The 16187-nt window shown below is 60.1% G+C and carries 20 protein-coding genes; 9 read left to right on the top strand and 11 right to left on the bottom strand.

Annotated elements, in window-relative coordinates; genetic code table 11:
• Position 1: 1 nt before the first annotated feature.
• The 3 genes from GYB81_RS03930 to GYB81_RS03920 are packed head-to-tail and all read right to left on the bottom strand — an operon-like array spanning position 2 to position 1865.
• Positions 2-712, bottom strand: coding sequence for an HvfC family RiPP maturation protein (locus GYB81_RS03930; RefSeq protein WP_161866508.1), 711 nt, complete (start codon positions 710-712; stop codon positions 2-4).
• A complete protein-coding gene (locus tag GYB81_RS03925) occupies positions 709-1551 on the bottom strand; it encodes an HvfB family MNIO-type RiPP peptide maturase (protein WP_161866509.1) in 843 nt (280 codons plus the stop codon). Before GYB81_RS03925 ends, GYB81_RS03930 begins: the two co-directional genes overlap by 4 nt.
• Positions 1552-1571: 20 nt before the next feature.
• On the bottom strand, positions 1572-1865 hold the full coding sequence (locus GYB81_RS03920; protein ID WP_161866510.1) for an HvfA family oxazolone/thioamide-modified RiPP metallophore: 294 nt from the start codon (positions 1863-1865) through the stop codon (positions 1572-1574).
• Between the two features lie 462 nt (positions 1866-2327).
• On the opposite strand from GYB81_RS03920, the gene GYB81_RS03915 reads away from it, so the two are divergent.
• From GYB81_RS03915 to rpsU, 5 genes are all read left to right on the top strand, one after another.
• On the top strand, positions 2328-2705 hold the full coding sequence (locus tag GYB81_RS03915) for a hypothetical protein (protein ID WP_161866511.1): 378 nt from the start codon (positions 2328-2330) through the stop codon (positions 2703-2705).
• 492 nt (positions 2706-3197) lie between these two features.
• The gene (locus GYB81_RS03910) at positions 3198-3686 is read left to right on the top strand and encodes a hypothetical protein (protein WP_161866512.1); all 489 of its coding nucleotides are present in this window, start codon (positions 3198-3200) and stop codon (positions 3684-3686) included.
• Between the two features lie 91 nt (positions 3687-3777).
• Positions 3778-4782: an HNH endonuclease gene (locus tag GYB81_RS03905; protein ID WP_161866513.1), complete on the top strand. Its 1005-nt coding sequence runs from the start codon at positions 3778-3780 to the stop codon at positions 4780-4782.
• A 90-nt stretch (positions 4783-4872) separates the two neighbouring features.
• The gene (locus GYB81_RS03900) at positions 4873-5664 is read left to right on the top strand and encodes a hypothetical protein (RefSeq protein WP_161866514.1); all 792 of its coding nucleotides are present in this window, start codon (positions 4873-4875) and stop codon (positions 5662-5664) included.
• A gap of 132 nt (positions 5665-5796) precedes the next feature.
• Positions 5797-6051: a 30S ribosomal protein S21 gene (gene rpsU, locus GYB81_RS03895; RefSeq protein ID WP_161866515.1), complete on the top strand. Its 255-nt coding sequence runs from the start codon at positions 5797-5799 to the stop codon at positions 6049-6051.
• A 159-nt stretch (positions 6052-6210) separates the two neighbouring features.
• Here rpsU and GYB81_RS03890 read toward each other — a convergent pair whose 3' ends face one another.
• The 3 genes from GYB81_RS03890 to GYB81_RS03880 form a co-directional block, all read right to left on the bottom strand.
• Positions 6211-6444 carry an anti-sigma factor family protein gene (locus GYB81_RS03890; protein WP_161866516.1) on the bottom strand — a complete coding sequence of 78 codons (234 nt, stop codon included), beginning with the start codon at positions 6442-6444 and terminating at the stop codon, positions 6211-6213.
• A complete protein-coding gene (locus GYB81_RS03885) occupies positions 6438-7040 on the bottom strand; it encodes an RNA polymerase sigma factor (protein WP_090426324.1) in 603 nt (200 codons plus the stop codon). Before GYB81_RS03885 ends, GYB81_RS03890 begins: the two co-directional genes overlap by 7 nt.
• A 71-nt stretch (positions 7041-7111) precedes the next feature.
• The gene (locus GYB81_RS03880; protein ID WP_161866620.1) at positions 7112-8233 is read right to left on the bottom strand and encodes a beta-ketoacyl-ACP synthase III; all 1122 of its coding nucleotides are present in this window, start codon (positions 8231-8233) and stop codon (positions 7112-7114) included.
• A gap of 237 nt (positions 8234-8470) precedes the next feature.
• Here GYB81_RS03880 and GYB81_RS03875 point away from each other — a divergent pair, with 237 nt between their 5' ends.
• Entirely contained in the window at positions 8471-10081 is a 1611-nt protein-coding gene (locus GYB81_RS03875; RefSeq protein WP_161866517.1) for an FMN-binding glutamate synthase family protein, read from the top strand.
• Positions 10082-10086: 5 nt separating this feature from the next.
• Entirely contained in the window at positions 10087-10818 is a 732-nt protein-coding gene (locus tag GYB81_RS03870; RefSeq protein ID WP_233787474.1) for a substrate-binding periplasmic protein, read from the top strand.
• On the opposite strand, the gene GYB81_RS03865 is transcribed toward GYB81_RS03870, so the two are convergent.
• From GYB81_RS03865 to GYB81_RS03850, 4 genes are all read right to left on the bottom strand, one after another.
• Entirely contained in the window at positions 10809-11867 is a 1059-nt protein-coding gene (locus tag GYB81_RS03865; protein ID WP_161866519.1) for an AAA family ATPase, read from the bottom strand. The two genes, GYB81_RS03870 and GYB81_RS03865, sit on opposite strands and share 10 nt — an antisense overlap.
• Position 11868: 1 nt before the next feature.
• Positions 11869-12435 (bottom strand): nicotinamide riboside transporter PnuC, encoded by a 567-nt coding sequence (pnuC, locus tag GYB81_RS03860; RefSeq protein ID WP_161866520.1) that lies wholly within the window; start codon positions 12433-12435, stop codon positions 11869-11871.
• Between the two features lie 122 nt (positions 12436-12557).
• Positions 12558-13832, bottom strand: a complete 1275-nt coding sequence (locus GYB81_RS03855; RefSeq protein WP_161866521.1) for an FAD-dependent oxidoreductase — start codon at positions 13830-13832, stop codon at positions 12558-12560.
• A gap of 86 nt (positions 13833-13918) precedes the next feature.
• Complete coding sequence (locus tag GYB81_RS03850) at positions 13919-14344, bottom strand: PQQ-binding-like beta-propeller repeat protein (RefSeq protein WP_161866522.1); 426 nt, start codon at positions 14342-14344, stop codon at positions 13919-13921.
• A gap of 186 nt (positions 14345-14530) precedes the next feature.
• Between GYB81_RS03850 and GYB81_RS03845 the strand changes: the two genes are divergently transcribed.
• Entirely contained in the window at positions 14531-14797 is a 267-nt protein-coding gene (locus tag GYB81_RS03845) for a DUF2790 domain-containing protein (RefSeq protein ID WP_161866523.1), read from the top strand.
• A 53-nt stretch (positions 14798-14850) separates the two neighbouring features.
• Here GYB81_RS03845 and GYB81_RS03840 read toward each other — a convergent pair whose 3' ends face one another.
• On the bottom strand, positions 14851-15288 hold the full coding sequence (locus tag GYB81_RS03840; RefSeq protein WP_161866524.1) for an HIT family protein: 438 nt from the start codon (positions 15286-15288) through the stop codon (positions 14851-14853).
• Between the two features lie 176 nt (positions 15289-15464).
• On the opposite strand from GYB81_RS03840, the gene GYB81_RS03835 reads away from it, so the two are divergent.
• Entirely contained in the window at positions 15465-16166 is a 702-nt protein-coding gene (locus GYB81_RS03835; RefSeq protein ID WP_161866525.1) for a glutathione S-transferase N-terminal domain-containing protein, read from the top strand.
• Positions 16167-16187 lie beyond the last annotated feature (21 nt).

The following is a 16187-nucleotide window of genomic DNA, read 5'->3' as shown; positions in this document are numbered from 1 at the left end:
GTCAGTCCTCGGAATGGGGAAACCAGATATCGCGCGCCTGCCAGTCATCCAGCAGCGCGCGGGCGTTGGTGAAGTAACGGTGGTCGGCAGCCAGGCCGTGCTCGATGGCCAGCGCCTGTAGCGCCTGCCCAGACGGCTCGCCAGCCTGCAGCCGCAGCGCCAGCTGATAGGCGAACGGCGCCAGCTGCATGAAGCGCACCTGATCCTGGCGGTCGCGCCAGACCAGCAGGCAGGTCGGCTCGACCGGTGGCTGCGTGGGGCAGTGATCGGCACCGATCATCTGCACCGGCCACTGGTAGGCCAACGGCCAGGCCAGCGGTGACCAGCCTTGCGCGGGCACCTGCGCGTCGCTGACGTCCAGTGCCAGCTCGACCCACTCGTAGTGCGCCAGCTCCAGCACGAAGGCAGGGTCGTCAGGCTCAGGGCGATAGCCCTGCTGCAGCCAGGCAATGAACTCCTGACTGATCTCGAGAAAGTACGGCGTGCTCGCCCGGTGCTCGGCGAAGAACGCGCGCAGCAACCGCTGCCAGCGCTCTGCCCCGAGAACCCCACGCAGCACCGGAAAGGCGCCGCCCACCAGGCTGGCGACGTTGTTGAAGAACAGCTCCTCGTAGACCGCCATGCGCTCGGCCGTGATGCCCGGCAGCAAAGACTGCGCCTCAGGCTGGCGAATACGTGCAGCGAAGTCGCGCTGCTGCTGAATGCCGCTCATGTGCCGTACCTGCTCAGCGGTTGCACGGCCTGCTGCAGGCTGCGGATATGCGCCAGCTCGGCATACAGCTCGGCCAGCGGCGGGAAGTTGAAGTCGCGTTCCAGCAGCGTCGGGCGTACGCCATGCAGCGCATAAGCGCTGCTGAGCAGCGTCCACACCGGGTCGATCACCGGCGCACCGTGGGTGTCGATCTTCAGGTCTGCCGCCTGGTCGTAATGACCGGCGACATGCAGATAGGCGATACGCTCACTCGGCATCGCGGCGATATAGGCTTCGGCATCGAAGCCGAAGTTCAGGCTGTTGACGTAGACGTTGTTGACGTCCAGCAGCAGCTGGCAGTCGGCACGTTCCAGCACGGCGCGAACGAAATCCGCCTCGTCCAGCTCGCCGGGCAGGCGCGCATAGGCCGAGACGTTCTCGATGATCAACGGCCTTTCCAGCACGTCCTGAACGATACGCACGCGCTCGGCGATGCGCAGCACCGACTCGTCGGAAAACGGCAGCGGCATCAGGTCATACAGCTGGCCATCGTCGGCACAGGCCGACAGATGTTCGCTGTAGGCCAGCACGCCGTGCTCGTCGAGAAAGCCCTTGATGGCGTGCAGCAACTCCAGGTTCAGCGGCGCGAAGCCGCCGAGGTTGAGGGACAGACCATGGCACAGCAACGGCCGACGTTCGCTCAGGGCGCGCAACTGCTTGCCCAGCCGGCCACCGACACCGATCCAGTTCTCCGGCGCCACTTCGAGAAAGTCGGCGCCGCTGGCGTCATCGCCGATCAGCTCGGCGAGTAGCCCGCGACGCAGGCCGAGGCCGGCGCCGGTGAGGTGTGCAAGGTGCATGATCCGTCCTCCCTTTGCCCTTACTCGCTCTTCTCGCCGCCGCACTTGCCTTCGCCGCATTTACCCTCGGCGTCGGCCTTCTTCTCGCCGCCACACTTGCCCTCGCCGCACTTGCCTTCCTTGTCGGCTTTCATCTCGCCACCGCATTTGCCTTCGCCACAAGAACCTTCCTGCGCCTTCTCGGCAGCGGCCAGGCTGTAGCCGCTGGCCAGTTCCTGCGTAGCGAAGGGGTTGCTCGCGGCGTGGGCAGTGAAGGCCACGGAAGTCAGCAGCGCAGCGCCCAGGGTGGCAGTCAGGGTATTGAGTTGTTTCATGGCATCTCTCCATCGGTTTCGAATGCGGGGCCGGATTGGCGCCCTCGCAGCAATGGACGAGGCAGAGATGCGGGCGTTACAGAGGGAGAAAAAAGTTTTTCGTAGCCCGGATGAAATCCGGGGGCGCTTTGCCCGCTACCAGTCGCGGCTAACGGGCGCCTCTAAAAACGTAGGCGACAACTGCAGGATGCAGGAGGTAGAGCGAAGCAGGAAGCCCGAGCCGAGGCAGCCAGCGCAAACGGTGGATGAAAAAGCGTCATACACCGCGCGGTGTACCAGGGGTAATGCTGGAGCAAAAAAACGGAGGTCAAGCGCATACAGCGGACTGCCGGTGCATAGCGTTAAGGCTATGAGTGGGAAGGCTTTTAGGTACGAAGCGAAGCGGGATGGTGCGGAGTTAGATGGAAGGCTCTACTATTGGATTAGTACAGCCATCCATCTAACCACCGTTAGACCTAGATCATGAACGGACTCACCCGCGAAAATTCATCAACCATTGCCTTTGTCGTGAATTGCTACCTAAGCAACTCAATAAGCACAGATGAATTGCAGCAATGGGCTATTCGAATCATGGAGTCAACTGAAGCATACCCAGACTACATAGCTGAGTTGCTTAGCTTTGATGCTCCTCGCTTCCATATCTACAAAACAATCGGCTTCAGCCCTGGCCGCAGCTTTACAAATCAGGAGGACGAAGCAATTTTTGGCATTGCATACCTACGTAATCGCGAGGTGTTTGACGGCCCAGCTAGAGAGCATGCTATAAACTCGCTACATATGAACCAGGCTATCCTTACAGAATTCAGAACTGCTTTTCCGTTCATCCAAGTAGCGGTGTAAGGTCTAACAAATGGTCCAAACCGTTCGCTTCGCTCACTGGGACGGGCTAGAGTTCGCCCCTTAACCAAACGTTGGGCAACAGCTTTTATACACGGAGGTGAATATGAGCAACCTTTACCCTACTGTTCATTGCAAGAGCTGCTCTTACGGGTTACCAGCCTATGAAGTTCGGGGCAACCAGGTCTATCCGACAGTCCATAACAAATGCAATCCATATGGGTTGCCTGCATATGAGGTGCGCGGAAGCGCTCTGTATCCAACAGTGCACAACAAAATAGACTCATATGGTCTACCAGCCTTTGAAATTCGCAATAACCAGCTGTACCCAACCGTTCATAACAAAGCTGAGGGGTATGGCTTGCCTTCTTTCGAAATCAGAGGCTAGCCCACTATGCGAGGTGATGCATGTCGTCTAACTATGCGCTCAAAGCGTTCACTGGGACCGGCTAAAGCCGGCCCTTTAGCTTAATCGTTATGCACACTGGAGAGTTTATGAGTGACGCCCTTTTGTCGGGAGCATTCGGTGTAGCAGTCGCGCTCATTACTTGGCTGCTTGCCGGATATCGAGAGAGGCAGACTTTCAGGCGAGACCTGCAAAGAGACTATACTTATAAACTAGAAAATCTTTACGCAGAAAGCATTGAGCTACTAGAAATGACCATGCGTATAACTGAGTCCTTAGAAAGTTATAAGAATATAGAACGCGATCTTTCAAAAAATAATGCTCTTCTACGCCTTCTCTCCACCAAGGAAATTAACGACCAATCGGAAAGCATCTCCGCTCTCATGTACAAGTGGTCGTCACTTTTTCGCAAGGGCGCCCCAAAGAAAGTGGGAGACACCGATATGGCAATAATTTCAAGCACAGACTCAAAATATTCAAAACAAGCTGAAGAACTACGCCCTCAACTAAATGACGAAATATTAAAAATAATAAATCTAATGTCAGTGCACTTAAAATCCGAGCGAGAGCGCGCATAAGGCTCAAGTCGTTCGCTTCGCTCACTCGGAACCGGCTGAAGCCGGCCCCTTAACCAAACGTTAGAACTCATCACTTCTGAGCGCATTGGAAATGTCCGACACCTGCATACTTTGCCTTGAGTCAAGTGAACCACTGACGGAAGAACACATCTTTCCGGAGGCCGCAGGTGGAAGCATTTCAAAATATTTGCTCTGCAAGACATGCAACAACAAACTGGGCCATTGGGTTGATGCGCCTTACGTCGACCAAAAGCTTATTCAACTAGCCCGCGCTGCCTACAAGGTTCAGGGGAAAACCGGAAAGATACCGCAGCCATTTTCGGATACATACACCATGGATGACTCAGAATATGAGCTGAAGATAAAACTGGATTCAAACTTTGCCCCAAGGGTAGTACCTCAAGCGCCAAGGGTATGGATTACCGAAAGTGGTGAAATTGGTCTTAGCTTGTCCCGCGACGCAAGGGACATGAAGGAAATCCCAAAAGTCATCCGAACTACTCTGTCCCGATTTTTCAAGTCAGAAGAGGGTATGCAGCTTGGGTGGTCGGAGGAAGAAAAAGAAAGAGCAATCCAAAGATCAGTTGAAGGAGCAAAAAAAGTCCGTCCTAAATCTGAGCAAATTCAGTCGTCCTTGGGAGGGAGCTGGATGATTGATCTCAAGGCACTGTTCGTTGAGCACGTTAAAGTCATCTATGAAATTTGTTGCTTTGAGTTTGGCAATGACTTTCGAGATAGCGCATCCGGGCAACGACTCCGAACATTTCTTCTGGCCCGATGCACTGATGTTCCAGAGCCGTGGGAGTGGCTTGAGGTTGCCAAGTATCTAAACGTCGCGCCGCAGTTACCACCGGGGCTTGACGGCTTCGTCAAGCATCTGACTAACAACAATCAGCAGACGTACCATGTTGCTGTAGTTACGCCTACCGGTGTGGTTTGTTCAATGCTTGGTATGGGCGCCGTTTTCCACACCAAAGACCTTGAAGGAATATCCGCGGCCTCAGATGTTGCGAAGGTCTATCTGAGCAGCATCAACGGCGGTAAATCAGGGATATTTACTCTCGGCGAGTTGCTCGGCCATGCGAATGAGTTCTAACCTTTCGTCCCAGGGGACGCTCCGCATATCGGCGGCGCGGCGCTGAACTCCACGTTAGGTGAAAGCACTGTTTAAACAAGGAAGCAAGATTTGAACGATAAAATTAATAAATCGAGGTGCTGGGCAAATTCCTTGGGTGGCTGTGACACCATGTCCGGTGAGCATGTTGTCAGTAACGCAATATTCAAAGCTGGCTGTTCGTGCCCTATCATAATTGAAGGTGTAAAGCGTATTAGGGACGGTGCACCTACACGCGGCGCAGAAAAGTCAAATATACTTTGCAGGAATCACAACTCTATATTAAGCCCGCTGGACGAGACCATTGGCAGAATCACCCGATTTCAAGCAGAAGCCAACGATAAAAATTTCAACGGCTCGCTTATTGTTCAGGGAGAGCTTCTCGAAAGGTGGCTTTTAAAGACTGTCATAAATTCTGCTGCCGCAGGATGGGCTGCGCCAGTGAAATGGCAGCCTTCACCAAGTATCGCTAGGGCAATTTTTGGATTGGAACCAATCCCCGAGAAGCTAGGACTTTATAGTGTTGATGGAGTAGATCCGTCACACCGCCCTACCGGAGGTGTAACTTTTACACCAATTCATATGGGTACATCACTCGGCAAAATACTTGTTGGCGCATACGTTACTGTGCACGGCATGCCATTATTTGCCTCGTTAAAAACAGAACTCCCCGAAATTCTAGAAGCAGGAAATATCCCTGATTTAACGAATCGATTCTCTCCGAATGGGCTCAAACATCTTTATCACCCTGGTGCTATAGTGATGTCTAGAAAAGAAGGAGACCCTGTGTTTATTGGTCTGAGTTGGAATGGGCTTTTGCGCTATGCAGATGGTACAACAGCACCTTATCCATATGAAAAGTAATCCATCACCCAACAATAACCAGCACTGGAAAACCACACGCCACTATTGCACAAACATGCTCTTCTCCGTTTTTCCGCTGTGGCTGGCGTTAGAAACCAAACATGGACAGGCATCAGTCCGTAAACATAAAAAATGACAATATCAATCATCGCAGAAGATTGCGAGCCAATTGAGGTTGCATTACGCAAGCTCAAGAAAAAGGTAAAGCACGAGACCGATCGGCGCTGGCACAAGCGAAGATTTGGTTATTACGAAAAACCATCCATATTGAAGCGCAAGGCAAAAAAGATGAAAAAGCTTTCAATACAGTCAGGTGGTAGTTTGTGGTTGAAAATTGGCCTTAAGGAACAATTCTCCAAAAGCGGTAACTTAGCTGCGGGGCGCTAGCAAGTAGCCCAAACAACCACCGCAAACGGTGGATGAAAAAAACGTCGGCTACGCGCCCCGATCCACCCTACGCAGTGCTCACCTGGGTGGGCGACGCCATAGCTTTCAACAAAACGCGACACCCGGAATAAACATCCGAAAACCCAACAAAGCCCTCGCTCACCCCTGGTTGCGCCGGCTCTGCGCCAGACGCTCGGCCAGGGCATCGAGTTCAAGCAATTCGCCCTCGGGCATCTGCCGGATCACTGCCTGGGTCAGTTTCATCTGGCGGATGAAACGCCGGCAGTTGCCGCACATGGCCAAGTGGGCGCGTACGGCCAGGCGCTGGCGTAGCGTCATTTGGCCGTCGAGATAATCGCTGGAATGAGCGACCAATTCCTTGCAGGTCAGCATTGGCCTGTCTCCTCGAAATGTTCCAGGGTGGCGAAGACTTTCAGGCGTGCTCGGTGCAGCAGCACACGGGCATTGGAGAGGGAGATGTCGAGAAGATTACAGATCGCCTCCAGCTCCAGGCCCTGGCGTTCGCGCAGCACCAGCACGCTGGCCTGCAACTCGGACAGGCTGGCCAGGGTGTGTTCCAAGCACTGGCGCAGTTCGTCCTCGGTGAGCAGGGCTTCGGGGCTGTCCTGATGCCAGGCATGTGGCGCCAACAGCCAATGACCGTCATCGGCGAAACGCTCGTCACCCACCGTGCCGTGGGGCGCGGGCAGGTCGTCGAGCAGCACCTCGCGGCGGTTGTGCTTGAGTCGGGTCTTGGCGGTGTTGGCGGTGATGGTCAGCAGCCAGGTCTTGAGGCTGGCGCGGCCTTGAAAACCTGCCAGGTTGCGCACCACGGCGAACCAGGCATCCTGCACCACCTCATCGGCATGGCGGCTGCCGACGATGGCGTAGGCCACCGCCCGCATCGCACCCTGATAGCGAGCCACCAGCTCGCGGTAGGCCTTCTGCTCGCCGGCGAGCAGGCGCCCCAAGAGATCGGAATCGGACATGGCACTCCCGTAGGTCAGGCCTGCGCACGAAGCCGAACGCCCCGTGCACGTCAGGCATTCCTACAGAGAGTTCAACGCTTGCGCAAAATTACACTGCCGATGGAATAACCGGCACCGAAGGAGCTTAGAACACCCAGGCTGCCGGCGGGCAGGTCGTCCTGATGCTTGTGCAGGGCGATCACCGAACCGGCCGAACTGGTGTTGGCGTAGGTGTCGAGAATCACCGGCGCCTCGTGCGGCTCGGCGTCGCGACCGAGCAGCTTGCGGGCGATCAGCAGGTTCATGTTGAGGTTGGCCTGGTGCAGCCAGAAGCGCTTCACATCTGCGACGTTGAGCTGGTTTTCCGCCAGGTGGGCGGCGATCAGCTCGGCGACCATCGGGCAGACGTCCTTGAACACCTTGCGGCCTTCCTGCACGAACAGCTTGTCGCGCGCGCCGACGCCCTCTTCCGCCGCGCGGTTGAGGAAGCCGAAGTTGTTGCGGATGTTGTTGGAGAACTGGGTCAGCAGCTTGGTGCCGACCACATCGAACTGGTGCTTGGAGGTGGCCTGGTCGGCGCGCTCGATGATCACCGCGGTGGCGGCGTCGCCGAAGATGAAGTGGCTGTCGCGGTCACGGAAGTTGAGGTGGCCGGTGCAGATTTCCGGGTTGACCATGAGGATGGCGCGGGCTTGGCCGGTCTGGATCGCGGTAGTCGCGGCCTGGATGCCGAAGGTGGCCGAGGAGCAGGCCACGTTCATGTCGTAGCCCCAGCCGTCGATGCCCAGTGCGGCCTGCACTTCGATGGCCACAGCCGGATAGGCACGCTGCAGGTTCGAGCAGGCGACGATCACCCCATCGATGTCAGCGACGGTCTTGCCGGCGCGCTCCAGGGCCTGTTTGGCTGCGGCAACGGCCATCTCGCAGAGGATGCCCCACTCGTCGTTGGAACGCTCGGGGATACGCGGCACCATGCGCTGCGGGTCGAGAATGCCGTCCTTGTCGATGACGAAGCGGCTCTTGATGCCCGACGCCTTTTCGATGAAGGCCGTGCTGGATTCGCTCAGCGCCTCAACCTCGCCACGGGCGATGGCCTCGGCGTTGTCGGCGTTAAACTGCTGTACATAGGCATTGAAGGATGCCACCAGCTCGTCGTTGGAAATGCTGTTGGCCGGGGTGTAGAGGCCGGTACCACTGATCACGACGTTTTGCACGCTCATTCCTCTTCTTGGCCGCTGGCGGCCTCAGGCAGTAGGCCGGCGACAATCGCGCTGGCCAAAAATCGGGGGACATGGGCCAAGCTCTTGCGATGGTTGGCTCCGGGCCACTGAGTGTGCCACAGGGCATCGGCGTTCGTCCTTAGCCCTTAAGAGTGTCTGTACGGACAGAACGTGACCCGTTATAGCCGTTTAGTCTAAAATCTCTACCTGACTTACGTTTCGGGAATCTTCATGAACCTCTCTTTGCTCAGCCGCTATGCATTCTTTGCCTTCTGCGTGCTGTTCACCCTGGCCAGCCTGCCCTTCCTCGCTCATCAATGGCTGTGGCCGCTCACCCTGCTCGCGGGCGTGCTCAGCCTGATCGGCATCGGCGATCTGCTGCAGACGCGCCATGCGGTCAGGCGCAACTACCCGATCCTCGGCAATATCCGTTACCTGGTCGAAGGCATCCGCCCGGAGATTCGCCAGTATCTGCTCGAAGGCGATGCCGAGCAGCTGCCCTTCTCCCGCGCGCAGCGTTCGCTGGTCTACGCCCGCGCCAAGAACGAAGGCTCGGACAAGCCCTTCGGCACCCTGAGCGACGTGTACCAGAACGGCTTCGAGTTCATCAGCCATTCCATGCGCCCGGCACCGCTGACCGACCCGTGCAGCTTTCGTGTGGAGATCGGCGGGCCACAATGCAGCCAGCCGTACTCGGCGTCGCTGTTCAACATTTCGGCGATGAGCTTCGGCTCGCTCAGCGCCAACGCCATCCGCGCGCTGAACCAGGGCGCCAAGCTCGGCGAGTTCTATCACGACACCGGTGAAGGCAGCATCAGCCCCTACCACCGCGAGCACGGCGGCGATCTGGTCTGGGAGCTGGGCAGCGGCTATTTCGGCTGCCGCGCCTCGGACGGCCGCTTCGACCCCGAGCGTTTCGCCGTACAGGCGGCCAGCCCGCAGGTGAAGATGATCGAGATCAAGCTCAGCCAGGGCGCCAAGCCGGGCCATGGCGGCATCCTGCCGAAACACAAGGTCACCGAGGAAATCGCCAACACCCGCGGCGTGCCCATGGGTGAGGATTGCATCTCACCGTCGCGCCATAGCGCCTTCTCTACGCCCATCGAGCTGCTGCAGTTCATCGCTCAGCTGCGCGAACTGTCCGGCGGCAAGCCGGTGGGTTTCAAGTTCTGCCTGGGCCATCCCTGGGAGTTCATGGGCATCGTCAAGGCCATGCTGGAGACCGGCATCCTGCCCGACTTCATCGTCGTCGACGGCAAGGAAGGCGGCACCGGCGCGGCGCCGCTGGAATTCACCGACCACCTCGGCGCACCGCTGCGCGAGGGCCTGCTGTTCGTGCACAACACCCTGGTCGGCAGCAACCTGCGCGACAAGATCAGGCTCGGCGCCAGCGGCAAGATCGTCAGCGCCTTCGATATCGCCCGCGTGCTGGCCATCGGCGCCGATTGGGCCAACTCGGCACGCGGCTTCATGTTCGCCATCGGCTGCATCCAGAGCCAAAGCTGCCATACCAACAAGTGCCCCACCGGCGTGGCGACGCAGGACCCGCTGCGCCAGCGCGCCCTGGTGGTCGAGGACAAGGCTCAGCGCGTCTACAACTTCCACCGCAACACGCTCAAGGCGCTGGCCGAGATGCTCGCCGCCGCCGGCTTGGACCACCCCTCGCAGATCGATGCCAAGCACCTGGTGCAGCGCATGTCGGCTACCGAGATCAAGCTGTTCGCCCAGCAGCATGTGTTCCTCGCCCCGGGCGAACTGCTCGGCGGCCAGATCGAGGGTGAGTTCTACGAGCGCATGTGGCGCATGGCCCGTGCTGACAGTTTCGATCCCGCAGCGGCCTGATGCGCATGCGTCTGCTGCTTTTCGCTTTGCTGGTTTCGCTGAGCGCCGTTGCCAGCGCGCAGGAACAACGCCCGCTGCGCTTCTCGGTAACCGAGGGCTGGGCCATGCCGATGATCCTCATCGAAGATGGCCGTGCCACGTCCGGCGTGCTCTACGACCTGCAGACACGTCTGGCGCAGAAGGTCGGCCGCCGCGCCGAACTGCTGGTGTTGCCGCGTCTACGCGTACAGCGCCTGATGGCCAGGGGTGAGATCGACGTGCGCTGCTACGTCAACCCGGGCTGGCTAAGCGAAACGCACCGTCAATACATCTGGAGCGTACCATTCATGGTGCAGCGCGACCTGATCGTCGGCCGTCACGACGAAGCCGACATCAGCCTCGCACAACTGCCGGGCCAGCGCCTGGGTACCGTGCTGGGCTACAGCTACCCACGCCTGGACCCGCTGTTCGCCAGCGGCCAGCTGCAGCGCGAAGACGCCCGCACGCAGGAGCTGGTACTGGAGAAGCTGGAAGCCGGACGCTATCGCTACGCGGTCAGCAACGAGCTGGCCCTGGCCTGGTTCAACCGCGACCTGCCGGAGAACAAACGCCTGCGCGCACTGGGCGAGTTCAGCGCCGATGCGCTTTCCTGCCTTGTGCGCGATGCGCCGGACGTGCCCACCCAGGCGCTGCTAAGGGCCCTGATCCAGATGAAAGAGGATGGCGAGTTCGAGGCCATTCTTTCCCGCTATCGCTGAAATACGGGACTAGCTCGCCGGGATCCTTCCAGGTGCCACAGCACCTGTTCGATACGCTGTTTCGGCGACCCCGTCAGGCGCGTGAAGGCCAGACCTCGGCGTTGCAGCTCCTGCTCGTACCACTGGTTCTGCCGGCGGCGAAAGGTCTCGTCCTGACGGGTGCCGTCCTGCACGAAGGGGAAGTCGTCGGCGCACAGGAACAGATGCTGGTAATGCCGCTCGGCCAGGCGCTCCAGCTCGGCCTCGGCGCGACCGAACAGCTCGCGGCAGTAAAACAATGTGGTCAGGGGCGTGGTGTCGCAGACCAGGTAACGCACGCATTGCCCCGCCAGCGTCTGTTCGCGGGCGACCTGGGTGCAGCCGATACGCAGCAAATCCTCGTAAGCCAGCACACCGCCCTGCTCTTCCCAAAGTTCGCGGCCATATTCGGCGGCATGCTGCGTACCCAGCGTCTCGGCCAACGCCAGGGCCAGGCTGCTCTTGCCGGTGGACTCGCCGCCGAGCAGGGCGATGCGCTCGACGAAATCGCCGTAGACCTGCGGTGCCAGATACTGGCGCAGGCCGTGAATATCGGCGCGCAGTCGCGTACCGGACACCGGAACCTGAATGCGCGCGCGGTCGATCTCGACATGCTCCACCGGCCGCCCGAAACACCTGCTCAAATGCGCGGCGAACCCATCGCCATAGGCCTCGCTGGTAAAGACCGCGTCCACCGGATGGCCAAGCACCGCCAGACAGAACTCGGCAACGAACTGGCGCTGTACGACATCGGGGTCGGATTCGTGAGGAAGGTCCGGCAGCGCCAGGCCGCGTTCGCGTTGCCGGGCAACCCAGTGAGGCGTCACTACCCAGCTGCGCAATTCGGGAAAGCGCACCTGCAACCAGTTCGCACGGCGCTCGGGCTCGCAACCGGCAAGCTCCGGGTAGGCCCAGCTGAGCAGCACCAGTTGCTTGCACTGCTCTTGCGCCTGGCGGATCAGCCATTCGTGCCCCAGATGCAGCGGCGCGAACTTGCCCACCACCAGGCCACGGGCGAATCGCTTGCTCATCTCAGGCCGCCTGCGCTTTCAGTTCACGCCGCCAGCGATACAGGCCGTACCAGGCATTGCACCAGAACAGCAGGTAGATGAAGGCGGTCAGGTACAGCTCGCGCGAGGCGAACAGCGGCACTGCCAGGGTGTTGACCAGCAGCCAGCCGTACCAGGTCTCCAGCTTGCGGCGCATCAGCAGCAATTGCGCCAGCACGCTGAAGGTCAGCACCAGGGAATCGATAAAGGGCGCGTAGGCGTCGCTGAAATGATGCAGCAAGGCGCCGTAGGCCAGCGCCACCAGCACCGCCAAACCAAGCGCCAGGGCCAATCCCGGCCAGGCCGTACGGGTGATGGACATGGGTTCGCCGCCGCGCCCACGCAACCAGCTCCACCAGCCGATCAGGCTGGTCAGGATGAAGAAGCCCTGCAAGGTCACATCCGCATATAGCTGCACGCTGAAGAACAGCCAGCCGAACAGCGCGCAACCGACCAGGCCGACGGCCCAGGTATGCGCAGAATTGCGCGCCGCCAGCAGCACCGAAACCAGGTAGAAAAGGTTGGCGAAAATCTCCAGCGACGACGGCATGCACGCATCCCTATGGACATGAAATCAGCCGCGCAGCCTATCACGCGACGCGCGGAACAAGGAGTGGCTGGCTCTGAGTCACGGGGCGCTGCGCGGCCTGCAGCGCAGTTGGACGGGGCCTGTTATTCCCACGCCTCCCGCTCCCCCGTCCAGGCATGCAGTTCGCGCTTCTGCGCGCCGGACCACAACCAGCCGCTGCGCGCACCGACCAGGGTGCTGACCGCATGCTGGCGGCCGAAGCGGTTATGGCGGGCCAGCGTCAGGGCAATATCGCGCAGCACCGCCAGGGTGATGCTGTTGGATTGAAACAAGGGCGTCAGCAGCCGACTCGCCTGGCGGTAGTACCGCAGGTGGTCACGGCGAGCATCACCGTAACGAGTGAAGATGGCGTTCCAGTCGATTGCATGCTGGGCCGCGTTGCCGAGCGTATCAGCGAGCGCGGCGGCATCGACCAGCGCCATGTTGGCGCCCTGTCCCAGTTGCGGACTCATGGCGTGGGCGCAATCGCCGATGGCCAGGACGCGACCATCGTGCCAGCGCTGCATGCGCACATCGGCATAGGCCGCCAGCGTCAGCTGTGCGGGATCGATGATCTGTTGCAGATAGGGCTGCGCCGCTTCGCCAGCGAGGGCGCGCACACGGGTTTTCCAGGCCTCCAGGCCACTCGCTCGCCACGTCTCGTGCTCACTGAGCGGCAGGCTCCAGAACAGACTGGTGAGCGACCGTTCGCGTGCCTGATGGGTGCAGCCAGTGGGCATCAGCCCGAACATTTCCCGGCAGCCGCGATACCACTGACGCAGCTCGCCGGTTTCGGCCGACGTCGCAGTCGGCAACATGCTCCACAAAGCGCCCCAGGGATAGGGCCGCGACCACTGGCGCACCTGCATCTGCGCGCGCAGCGTCGAACGGGTGCCATCGGCCAGGATCAGCGCGGCGAAATCCCCCAGAGGTCGCTCAACACCTTCTTCGTCCTGACGCAGCAAACGGACATGGCCGCTGCCCTGTTCGAAACGGCTTACAGTCACCCCGGTTTGCACCTGCACGCCAATGCGCTGCGCCGCATTGAGCAGCGCCGTCATCAGCACGCCGCGGTGAATACCCAGGCCAAAGCTGCCGGGCTGCCAGTCGTAATAGCGGGTATCGAGGATCACCCGCCCCCGGCAACTGGTGCCATACAGTCGGCTGACCGGTGCGCCGAGTGCGGTACATTCGGCGAGCAGACCAAGGCGCTGCAGCACCGCCAGGCCGGAAGGCTGCAGCAGGATGCCGGCGCCCACCGGCTGCAGTCGTTCGACCCGCTCCAGCAGCCGCACCGCATAGCCCTGACGGGCAAGGAATATGGCGGTGGCGAGACCAGCAGTGCCCGCCCCGACTATGGCGATCGGCAATCCATTCACGTTCGTGCTCCCTGATTGGCTGCAGGGAATACTAACCGTCTGGCATCACTGGCGGTATGACCGCCCGCACAGCGCCAGAACGGTCATCAAGGCTTGTCGGGGCGTATATCGAAGCCGCCCTTGTTCTGGCTGACGATGCGCAGGTGCTGGATTTCCCCGCTTTTCACCGGCACTGCCACTTCGCGCAGCAGGCGGCCCATGCCGCACAGGGTGTCGTCCATGCGATCCGGCGTGATGCCGACCACGCGCGTGCCTGGACGCACCTGGAAGGTTGCGACCTCACCGACGCCGATGCGCGCGGCGACCTTGCGATCCACCTCGATGGCTACGTAGCAGCCGCCACCCATCATGCCGAAATCGCGATTGACCACGATCTGCGCACCATTCTCCTGCGCCTCCTGGAAGGCCAGCAGACGGTCCTCCGGCACGGGTTTGATGTCTTCAGGATCACCTCGAAACGACGAGCAGCCGGCCAGCAGCATCAGGGGTAGAGCGATGAGGATCGAACGCATGAAGCCCTCCATGGGCAGATGAGTGCCGCTTGAGTATTGAGCTTGGCACGTCTGTGGGCAAGGTATCGATGACAGCGATCTTCGCTAGCAAAAGCATCGATTTCTGCAATGAAGAGCGCGGTGTTTTCATTTCTCTCGAACTCAGCGCCACCCTATCCAGGCGCCCACATATCGGAGAGACACAAGATGAAATTCGCAGCCTTCAACACCACCCTACTCGCCGTTCTGGCCCCCTTGGCCATCGCCAGCGAGAAAGCACCTGCCACTCCCAAGGTCGAAGTACAGGAATACCAGTACGGCATGCAGCTGGATATCGATCAGGTCCTGCAACGCACCGACAACAGCCGCAAGAGCGGTGTGGTGCCGAGCGTTCTGGTCTACCGCGACAGCCAGGGTGAAGTGCACGCCGTGCGCTTCATGGAATGGGGCGGGCTGAGCAGCCAGAACGGCTAAGCCACCGCCGGCCTGCTGCCCCGGACGAGACACTCGTCCGGGGCGATGCTGCTTCAGCCTTGCAGACGTTTGACCAGACGCGCCTGCAGCGCCTCCAGCTCGGCCGGATCGGCCTTGTTGGCCGCATGAATGCCCAGGCCTTCACCCTCGAAGCGCGGGATCACGTGCATGTGGATATGAAACACCGTCTGCCCGGCAGGCGCGCCGTTGAACTGCGCCACCTGCACGCCGGCCGGCTGCAGTTCGTCGACCACCGCCTGGGTGACCTTCTTCACCACGGCCATGACCTTGGCCAGGCTGGCGTCGTCGATTTCCAGGATATTGCGCGCGGCAGCGCGTTTGGGAATGACCAGACTGTGGCCCCTGGATTGCGGGAACAGATCGAGGAACGCCAGTACATCGTCGTCCTCGTAGAGTTTGTAGCAAGGCAGGTCGCCACGAATGATCTGGGCGAAGATGTTCTGGGGATCGTAGGTACCGTGCAGGCTCATGCCGATGGGCTCCGTGCCGGGTGGATGAAAACCCGCACCATACCGCCTCGTTCGCGCACAGGGAACCAGGCAGGATCGCCCGAGTCGATGACTATTAGCAGGCGCATCGATTTCCGTCACTGCCGCCACTCGTGTTTTGATCGCCGTTCCCAAGGCCCACTGGATATGGAAACCACATGACCGACCTCAGCCCCTTTCACATCACCCGCAAATGGCCCGCGCAGCATCCCGAGCGCCTGCAGCTCTACTCGCTGCCCACGCCCAACGGTGTCAAGGTCTCGATCATGCTGGAAGAAATCGGCCTGCCCTATGAGGCGCACCTGGTCAGCTTCGACAGCAATGACCAGTTCAGCGCCGAGTTCCTTTCGCTGGCGCCGAACAACAAGATTCCGGCAATCCTCGATCCCGACGGGCCGAATGGCCACCCGCTGCCGCTGTTCGAGTCCGGGGCGATCCTGATTTACCTGGCGGAGAAGACCGGCAAGTTGCTGCCGCAGGACGCCGCAGCCCGCTACGAGACGATTCAATGGCTGATGTGGCAGATGGGCGGTCTCGGCCCGATGTTCGGTCAGCTCGGCTTCTTCCATAAGTTCGCCGGTGCCGAGTACGAGGACAAGCGCCCGCGTGATCGCTACGTCGCCGAATCCGCTCGCCTGCTCGGTGTGCTCGACCAACACCTGGAGGGCCGTAGCTGGATCGCCGGCGAGTACAGCATTGCCGATATCGCCGTGTTCCCCTGGGTGCGCTGCCTGGTGGACTTCTACAAGGCCGGCGATATGGTGCAGTTCGAACGCTTCGGCAACGTGCGCCGCGTGCTCGACGCCTTCCTCGCGCGCCCGGCCGTGCAGCGCGGCTTGAGCATTCCGGCACGCGGCTGACGCGTTTGCAGGAGCCGTGCC

Origin of the sequence: Pseudomonas yangonensis (assembly GCF_009932725.1) — a bacterium.
Lineage (GTDB): Bacteria > Pseudomonadota > Gammaproteobacteria > Pseudomonadales > Pseudomonadaceae > Aquipseudomonas > Aquipseudomonas yangonensis.
Note: the sequence above shows the minus strand (reverse complement) of the source record. Positions and strands in the feature narration are given on the sequence as shown.

Bases quoted from the DNA above. Each gene is read 5' to 3' on its own strand.
- GYB81_RS03930 (WP_161866508.1), bottom strand. From the start codon at position 712: ATGAGCGGCATTCAGCAGCAGCGCGACTTCGCTGCACGTATTCGCCAG.
- GYB81_RS03925 (WP_161866509.1), bottom strand. From the start codon at position 1,551: ATGCACCTTGCACACCTCACCGGCGCCGGCCTCGGCCTGCGTCGCGGG.
- GYB81_RS03920 (WP_161866510.1), bottom strand. From the start codon at position 1,865: ATGAAACAACTCAATACCCTGACTGCCACCCTGGGCGCTGCGCTGCTG.
- GYB81_RS03915 (WP_161866511.1), top strand. From the start codon at position 2,328: ATGAACGGACTCACCCGCGAAAATTCATCAACCATTGCCTTTGTCGTG.
- GYB81_RS03910 (WP_161866512.1), top strand. From the start codon at position 3,198: ATGAGTGACGCCCTTTTGTCGGGAGCATTCGGTGTAGCAGTCGCGCTC.
- GYB81_RS03905 (WP_161866513.1), top strand. From the start codon at position 3,778: ATGTCCGACACCTGCATACTTTGCCTTGAGTCAAGTGAACCACTGACG.
- rpsU (WP_161866515.1), top strand. From the start codon at position 5,797: ATGACAATATCAATCATCGCAGAAGATTGCGAGCCAATTGAGGTTGCA.
- GYB81_RS03890 (WP_161866516.1), bottom strand. From the start codon at position 6,444: ATGCTGACCTGCAAGGAATTGGTCGCTCATTCCAGCGATTATCTCGAC.
- GYB81_RS03885 (WP_090426324.1), bottom strand. From the start codon at position 7,040: ATGTCCGATTCCGATCTCTTGGGGCGCCTGCTCGCCGGCGAGCAGAAG.
- GYB81_RS03875 (WP_161866517.1), top strand. From the start codon at position 8,471: ATGAACCTCTCTTTGCTCAGCCGCTATGCATTCTTTGCCTTCTGCGTG.
- GYB81_RS03870 (WP_233787474.1), top strand. From the start codon at position 10,087: ATGCGTCTGCTGCTTTTCGCTTTGCTGGTTTCGCTGAGCGCCGTTGCC.
- GYB81_RS03865 (WP_161866519.1), bottom strand. From the start codon at position 11,867: ATGAGCAAGCGATTCGCCCGTGGCCTGGTGGTGGGCAAGTTCGCGCCG.
- pnuC (WP_161866520.1), bottom strand. From the start codon at position 12,435: ATGCCGTCGTCGCTGGAGATTTTCGCCAACCTTTTCTACCTGGTTTCG.
- GYB81_RS03850 (WP_161866522.1), bottom strand. From the start codon at position 14,344: ATGCGTTCGATCCTCATCGCTCTACCCCTGATGCTGCTGGCCGGCTGC.
- GYB81_RS03845 (WP_161866523.1), top strand. From the start codon at position 14,531: ATGAAATTCGCAGCCTTCAACACCACCCTACTCGCCGTTCTGGCCCCC.
- GYB81_RS03840 (WP_161866524.1), bottom strand. From the start codon at position 15,288: ATGAGCCTGCACGGTACCTACGATCCCCAGAACATCTTCGCCCAGATC.
- GYB81_RS03835 (WP_161866525.1), top strand. From the start codon at position 15,465: ATGACCGACCTCAGCCCCTTTCACATCACCCGCAAATGGCCCGCGCAG.